Below are 7,011 nucleotides of genomic sequence, written 5' to 3'. Positions count from 1 at the left end.
GAGTAGGTCGTTGCCAGGCAAACCAAAAACCATCTCATTTTGAGGTGGTTTTTTGCTGTGAAAGATTGTGTCCGGCCGGGACGCAGAGCCATGACTTTCATCTTTTAAAATATGATGCGAATATCATGTGTGGATCTCCTCCAAATCATATGGTCATGCCCCAGGCCCCAATAATCTTTCAGCAAATAATCAGGCTCACCCAATTTCTTTCGCCATATTTTCTGTGCATTGGGATATCCGCTGTCCAGACAAAATTCATTGATTCCCTTGTTAATCAGGGTGAGAATCATTACATTGAAGAGCAAAGTTCCAATTCCCTGTCTTTGATAATCCGGATGAACAAACACAGTTCCTATCTCCGGCAATTCTTTCAATGTTCCACCTGTGCAACGGTTGATCAGCTCTCTTGCGGGACCGTATTCAATAGTGCCGATAATTTTCTGACTCTTTTGATCGAGGGCAATCAAAAAATAACGAGCTTTTCCATTGCTGTCAAAATCACATTTCAAAGAGTGCTTCTTGTCTTCAATTTCCTTGTTCAGATCATCAACAAACTTCGACAGTCCTTCTTTGGCAAATGTGTCCTCAATCACGGTGCGGAAAAATTGATTCAATTCTTCGTTGTCTTCAATTCGCGGTCTTCTGATTTCCACATGACCCATTCAGTGTTTGTCCCCTTATCCTCTGATATTTCCTCATTTTTCTGATCCTTTGAAAATCCCTCTGGTAGAAAAGTTTATTTTACGACCGATGGATTGTAAAGATCGGATCCGCGGCTCCAGATAAAATGGCGGAAATCCCAAGGAAATAGTCGCCGATTTACGGTTGATCATCATCTTGCCGGGATGCAAATAGGGCGGGGAAACGGGGTGTGTCGCTTTCAATTACTAAGTTTTTCTGTGGATCACGTCAAATCGCGGGATTGAATTGATCCGCGAAGGGGCAGGCCGGAGGAAGGGGTCAAGCCGCGGGCAGCCGGGACAAGCAAAACACACGATCCCGGCGGAAATACTGTGACTGGTTTGGGTTGTCCCATCAGCCATTTTTCATTCCATTGGCTTGTGCGATCTGCTCAATATCCCGTTGCCCTTGATGAGCCGACTTTGCACAGGTATGATCTATTCAGGGTACAAGAATTTGGGACGAACCAACCCGCCGGCCGGCAGTAAAGAAGCAGCTGTAAACGAATCGGAGGAATAGGAAATGAACGGGCAATTAGAAAACATATTAAAAGAAGCGCAATCGATTATGGACGGGGACAATCTTACCGGGAAACAAAAAGATATCATCGGCGCCGCTCTGGAGTTGTTTGCCGAAAAAGGATACGACGGAACCACGACCCAAGCCATCGCGCAAAAGGCAAAGGTGTCGGAAAAAACGCTCTTTAAAAATTTTGGCAGCAAACAGGAACTGTTCAGGCAAACGGTTTACCCTGCCATGCTAAAAGCATTGCAACCGATTCTGATGGAACGCACGGACAATATCTTGAACAACGGAAAGGACTACCATGATATTTTTTATGCCATCTTTAAGGACAGGGTCCAATTTTCCATCGAAAATACGGATGTCGTCAAGTTGGTTTTGCAGGAACTTCTGTTGAGTACGGAATTTCGCGAAGTGATTTCAAAGTTTGTGAAACAAAATGTGTTTCCGCGGATTTCGCAACTCAGCGAAAAGATCGGTGATGTAAGTTTGCCTGCTCCCGTTTTCGGCAGGATCGTGTTCAGTCTCCTCGCCGGATATGTCATAATGAGAACCATTCTGGCTCCGGAGCAGGAATGGGATGATGAAAAAGAGATACAACTTACCCTGGACGTTTTATTTCATGGCCTCGATCATCAGGCAGAACAGCGCCGTGGATGAGATTTGGCGATGGGGGATTGTGGCCGAAAAAATAAAAGAAGACTTGAGTTTTCCAGCAGGCAGCTCAAGTCTTTTTTATGGACCAATTTCCCCGTTTTCTCTCGCGGATGGACCCTTCGTGCAACAAACGGGATTGGCGGAAAACTTGACAAACTCATCAACCAAATCTCTGTTTTTTTGGGTCTCTTGATGTTTCATGGAATATCCCATATTTTATGAAGTTTTTTAATTTGAATATTGATTTTAAGCTGGATAATATTTGCAATAAAGGTAAACCAACCGGTCGGTTTATATATACTGGCTGGTTGGTATTGAATCCAAAATGAAATTCGGGAGTGATTGTATGAAAAAAAGTACGTTCCTTTCTGCTTGCCTCGCTTTGCTATTCGTATTTTCTTTCCACATTAACGCCTTTGCTGCAGACGCATCACGAGTGGATTTGAGACCTAGAGAAGACGTGAAAAGTACACGTGTGGTTGAGGTGTTACCCGGTGAAAAGTTGGGCGTGTATGTAAAGAACACGGACAATGTTGATGGAAATGATATGAGCTTTTATGTAGAAGGAACAAACATTGAGGGGGACTTAACTTACGGCAACCAAACATATAATCATCGATTTAATGTACGACCGGGAAAATACAGATTATTTTTAGTATGTGATGATCATTCGAATTGTCAAGGGTATGGAATTTTAAGCAGTAGAAGATAAAAGATCAAAACGCTGATTACAAAGCAATTGTCTGACAATCCCCGGTGGTAAAAAGCGGGTAAGGGTTGTCAGACTTTTTTTGTTTTGAAGAGTACGGCAACCGTTCACGGAATAATTTTCCGCATCTGAATTTATTCCGGACAGGCATCTGGCGGGATTGTCTCCGATTGTCCAAGGAATGGAACATGATTTGAGAAACCGTATAGGTAACGCAAATCATTTTGTGTTTATGCTGGAAACGCAGGGACGACATTTTTCCTGAGCGTTGATCATGGCCAATTTGGTATAAACCTCAAGTGATACGGCATGGAATTTGACAAACATATTCTAAATAATAAAATTAATTATCTTTTATCAAAAAATTTACTTTAATTTAACAGTAATATTCATTATAATACAAATAGATTGATACAACCATATGTCTATACCAATTTTTTGAATAAAGAGGTGATAGAGGAAAACGGAAGGGAAAGTGAAGCAGTAAGTGTTTGAGTTTTTTGAATCGGGTGAACGGAATATGACATAAGGACAGGAGTGAAATGGATGAAAAGCAAAAAAAATAAGGCCAGGTTTGGGAAGAGATTAGCCGTTGCTTTGATCATGCTGCTTCTGATCGGCATCTTGCCCGCCGGTGCCTTTGCCGGCAGTGCTCCAACTGCAAAAAGCCAGGCCGCAACCAGCGCAGCTTCCGGCAAAAACGTCGTCGCTTATTATCCGAGCTGGGCCACCTATGACCGTAACTTTCAAGTGATGGATATTGATGCCTCCAAAATCACCTATCTCAACTACGCATTTGCCAATGTTGTAAATGGGGAAGTGACTGTTGGTGATACTTATGCCGATACGGACAAGTTTTTCCCGGGGGATTGTTGGGACGCGGGCTGCAAACGGGGGAACTTTAACCAGTTGACGAAGCTGAAACAAAAATATCCCAATCTTAAAACAATTATCTCCGTGGGTGGATGGACATGGTCCGGCGGTTTTTCCGATGCGGCCCTGACCGATGCTTCCCGCACCAAATTTGCCGACAGTGCGGTTCGTTTTATACGCACATGGGGCTTCGACGGAGTGGATATCGACTGGGAGTACCCTGTCAGCGGAGGGTTGCAAAATGGCAGACCCGAAGATAAACAAAACTTTACTCTTTTAATTCAAAAATTGCGGGAAAAACTGGACGCTGCGGGGCAGCAGGACGGCAAGCACTACCTGCTTACGATTGCTGCCGGTGCCAGCCCGAGCTACCTGCAAAATACCGAAATGGGCAAAGTAGCCTCTTACCTCGATTATGTGAACATCATGACTTACGATTTTCACGGGGGATGGGAACAGAGAAGCAATCATAATGCGCCGCTGTATGCCGATCCTGCTGATCCCTTCCCGGATAAATCGACCTTTAATGTCAGTGCTGCTGTTGACGGCTTTATAAGAGCCGGTGTGCCCGCTTCCAAAATCGTTCTCGGCCTTCCATTCTACGGGCGCGGATGGACAGGCTGCAACTCTGCCGGCAACGGACAATACCAGACATGTACGGGAACACCGCAAGGAACATGGGAATCGGGCATATTCGACTTTTCTGACCTGGAAGCCAATTATATCAACAAAAACGGGTATACCCGCTACTGGAACGATGTTGCAAAAGTACCTTATCTCTTTAATCCTTCCAACGGGACCTTCATCTCTTACGATGATGCCGAATCGATCGGGTATAAAACCAGCTATCTGAAGTCAAAGGGACTTGCCGGTGCCATGATCTGGGACTTGAGTTCGGATCGCAACAAAACGTTGTTAACGAAAGTTTATAACGACTTACAATAATCGTTTGATCTTTGATGTGAACCGGGGCGGTTTGGCCGACTGCCCCGGGTTTTATTTGCCTTGCGGGATGGATGATCGGATTGATCTCAATGTGTTTGCCATTTGGCCTGATCAATTCGCCCGTTTTCACAAAGAATCTCTCCAAAAACCGGCCGGACCATGGCAGGAGACTGATTCATATCGTTTTTTATGAAGATTAGTTATAATATAAATAAGATTCTGTTTTAACATAAAATTAGCCGGATAAATGGAGTGAGGGTTTAATCGGAAGGAAGTCGGAAATGGCGTAACGGTTTGCCGGAGAAGCGGCCATGATGATTGATGATCGACGCGAATCAAGGCGATGAGCCCTTGCAGGAGGGGATTCGGGTATGAGTCTGCAAATGTTTCTTCCGTTTGTTGGTGCTGAATCATCCCCGGTGAAAAATGAGGTGGAGAAAGGGGCGATTCGCAAGTTTGCCGAGGCCATCGGGGACCCAAATCCGATTTACCGGGATGAGGAGTATGCGAAGGAAGCGGGGCTGGGCGGGGTGATTGCCCATGGGATGTTGACGATGGCGTTCGTCGGCCAGATGCTTACCGATACGATCGGCCTGGAAGGGCATTTGCGCACTTTCGGCGTCCGCTTTACCGGAATGGTGCGACCCGGCGATGTGATCACCTGTGCAGGGAAGGTTACCGAAACCCGGAATGACGGGGGACAACAGGTGGTTACCTGTGAAATCTGGGCTTCAATGCAAAAAGGGGATAAAGTGGTTACCGGCAAGGCAGAGTTTGCATTACCGATCAATTAACCAAGTTTGAAAGGGGTCGGAAAACAACGAGGTTAAAGGATCGCGTGGCGATTGTGACAGGTTCCGGCAGAGGAATCGGGGCTGCTACGGTGCAGAGGTTGGCAGAAGAAGGTGCGAAAGTGACCGTGACGGATGTGAATGCGGAATCGTGTGAGGCAACGGCGGCGAAAATTCGTGAGGCGGGCGGCGAAGCGATTGCCATCCCCTGCGATATCACGCAGCGTGAATCGGTGGAAGAGATGGTGAAAAAAACGGTGGACACGTTTGGCCGTCTCGATATTCTGGTAAACAACGCGGGCGTGATCCGCGATAATCTGGTTCATAAAATGACGGACGAGGACTGGGACGCTGTCATGAACGTCCATCTGAAAGGAACGTTTTACGCTTCGCAAGCCGCCCAGCGTTTCATGGTTCCGCAGCGCTATGGGAAAATTGTAAATTTCAGTTCCACATCGGCGCTCGGCAATCGGGGGCAGTTGAATTACTCGGCAGCCAAAGCCGGGATTCAAGGTTTTACCAAAACCCTCGCCATCGAGCTTGGAAAATTCAACATTAATGTGAATGCTGTTGCCCCCGGGTTCATCGAAACGGATATGACCAGAGCGACGGCGGAACGGATCGGGATTACTTTTGAACAACTGAAGCAAGCGGCGGCAGAAAACTCGTTGCTCGGACGCACGGGCAAACCGGTAGATGTGGCCAATGCGGTGCTGTTTTTGGTTTCCGATGAATCCAGCTTCATCACCGGTCAGGTTTTGTATGTGAGCGGCGGAATTTGAATGTGTGGAATTGTGCCGGCAGTCATCCCTTTTGCAGGCAACGGAAAAACCCCCGCTTTTTTCTCCGGCGGGGGTACGCAAGAAGAGCAATCCCAACAGGGCGATATTGCTCGTCCAGGGCGACAAAAGCCAGAAAAAGTTGCCGCGGCGGCTCTTTCTCCGCTCATCAAATTCTTCTTTGATCACGGAGTTTCACAGATAATTCCACTGGATTTGTCTCAAAAGAGCTTAAATCCCGATATGTATCGATTTCATTCCTGATGAAGTCCGTTTTTGCTCCGCTATTTCAAATTCGGTACTGTGACCACGTGATCACCGCCCCATTCGGGGGTGTCCATTTGATCCGGATCATAGGTCACTTGCTTTTTGATGGGCATATAAACCGTGCCGTCGGCAATCGTGGAAGGTCCGGAGTTGGTTTTGCTGTTGTTTCGGTTGGCGATCCCGCTCTGTCCGATCGCAAACGTGCTGGCGGTTGTCATGGAAATAACTTTGATCGCCCCGATATTGATGTTGATGGTGATGGGATTCATCTGGCCAACCTCCCTTCCCGGTCATCCAAACCGTTAACCTTGCCGTTTTTTTATTCTATGTAGGCAAGAGGGAAATGTTCCTGCACACTTGCCCGGTGGGCGGTATACAATAACCTGAGACCGGAAAAGGGAGATGCGAAAGCAACTCTTCTGCAGACAGTGTGAATCGTCAGACTTTGTTAGGATAGCGAAGCAGAGAGTTTTGAAAGCGAGAAGCCATTATAAATGAGTGGTTTTCATCTGCAATTACAGAAAAAAGATTGGAGTGGAGCATGATGGTTTTGCGAATCAAGGTCGGTGGATTCTCAGTGGAGCGATGCGCGCAAAATGCTGCAATGGCAAACGGCAGCAATGCAATTACCCAGCGTTCCTTGCAAAAACAAAACCTGTCAACGCTTTTGACCGGTTCCGGCCGGTTAAGGACAGCACGAGAGATGGTGGGGGTTGTTGATCCCGATTTTGAAGATATCAGCGGGTGGAGCGGGGACAACTATCAGATGAAAGATCCATCCTGAATC

Annotated in this window: 9 protein-coding genes; 7 read left to right on the top strand and 2 right to left on the bottom strand. The window is 46.6% G+C overall.

From position 1 onward, the window contains the following. Positions 1-104: 104 nt before the first annotated feature. Positions 105-662, bottom strand: coding sequence for a GNAT family N-acetyltransferase (locus JG50_RS0111735; protein ID WP_033101307.1), 558 nt, complete (start codon positions 660-662; stop codon positions 105-107). Between the two features lie 541 nt (positions 663-1,203). Here JG50_RS0111735 and JG50_RS0111730 point away from each other — a divergent pair. From JG50_RS0111730 to JG50_RS0111695, 6 genes are all read left to right on the top strand, one after another. Beyond that, entirely contained in the window at positions 1,204-1,863 is a 660-nt protein-coding gene (locus tag JG50_RS0111730; protein ID WP_033101306.1) for a TetR/AcrR family transcriptional regulator, read from the top strand. 343 nt (positions 1,864-2,206) lie between these two features. Continuing rightward, positions 2,207-2,572 (top strand): hypothetical protein, encoded by a 366-nt coding sequence (locus JG50_RS0111720; RefSeq protein ID WP_033101304.1) that lies wholly within the window; start codon positions 2,207-2,209, stop codon positions 2,570-2,572. A gap of 543 nt (positions 2,573-3,115) precedes the next feature. Further along, positions 3,116-4,387: a glycoside hydrolase family 18 protein gene (locus JG50_RS0111715; RefSeq protein ID WP_052154254.1), complete on the top strand. Its 1,272-nt coding sequence runs from the start codon at positions 3,116-3,118 to the stop codon at positions 4,385-4,387. A gap of 371 nt (positions 4,388-4,758) precedes the next feature. Further along, complete coding sequence (locus tag JG50_RS0111705) at positions 4,759-5,181, top strand: MaoC family dehydratase (RefSeq protein WP_033101302.1); 423 nt, start codon at positions 4,759-4,761, stop codon at positions 5,179-5,181. Then, positions 5,166-5,960 (top strand): SDR family NAD(P)-dependent oxidoreductase, encoded by a 795-nt coding sequence (locus JG50_RS0111700; RefSeq protein WP_052154253.1) that lies wholly within the window; start codon positions 5,166-5,168, stop codon positions 5,958-5,960. The genes JG50_RS0111705 and JG50_RS0111700 overlap by 16 nt, the downstream gene beginning before the upstream one ends. After that, the gene (locus tag JG50_RS0111695) at positions 5,961-6,221 is read left to right on the top strand and encodes a hypothetical protein (RefSeq protein ID WP_033101300.1); all 261 of its coding nucleotides are present in this window, start codon (positions 5,961-5,963) and stop codon (positions 6,219-6,221) included. A 20-nt stretch (positions 6,222-6,241) separates the two neighbouring features. Here JG50_RS0111695 and JG50_RS0111690 read toward each other — a convergent pair whose 3' ends face one another. Beyond that, positions 6,242-6,493 carry a spore germination protein gene (locus JG50_RS0111690; protein WP_033101299.1) on the bottom strand — a complete coding sequence of 84 codons (252 nt, stop codon included), beginning with the start codon at positions 6,491-6,493 and terminating at the stop codon, positions 6,242-6,244. Between the two features lie 275 nt (positions 6,494-6,768). On the opposite strand from JG50_RS0111690, the gene JG50_RS0111685 reads away from it, so the two are divergent. Next, positions 6,769-7,008, top strand: coding sequence for a hypothetical protein (locus JG50_RS0111685; protein ID WP_033101298.1), 240 nt, complete (start codon positions 6,769-6,771; stop codon positions 7,006-7,008). The last annotated feature ends 3 nt before the right edge of the window (positions 7,009-7,011 follow it).

Source organism: Thermoactinomyces daqus (assembly GCF_000763315.1).
Lineage (GTDB): Bacteria > Bacillota > Bacilli > Thermoactinomycetales > Thermoactinomycetaceae > Thermoactinomyces_A > Thermoactinomyces_A daqus.
The sequence above is the reverse complement of the archived record's forward strand: the minus strand, read 5'-3'. Positions and strand labels throughout refer to the sequence as shown.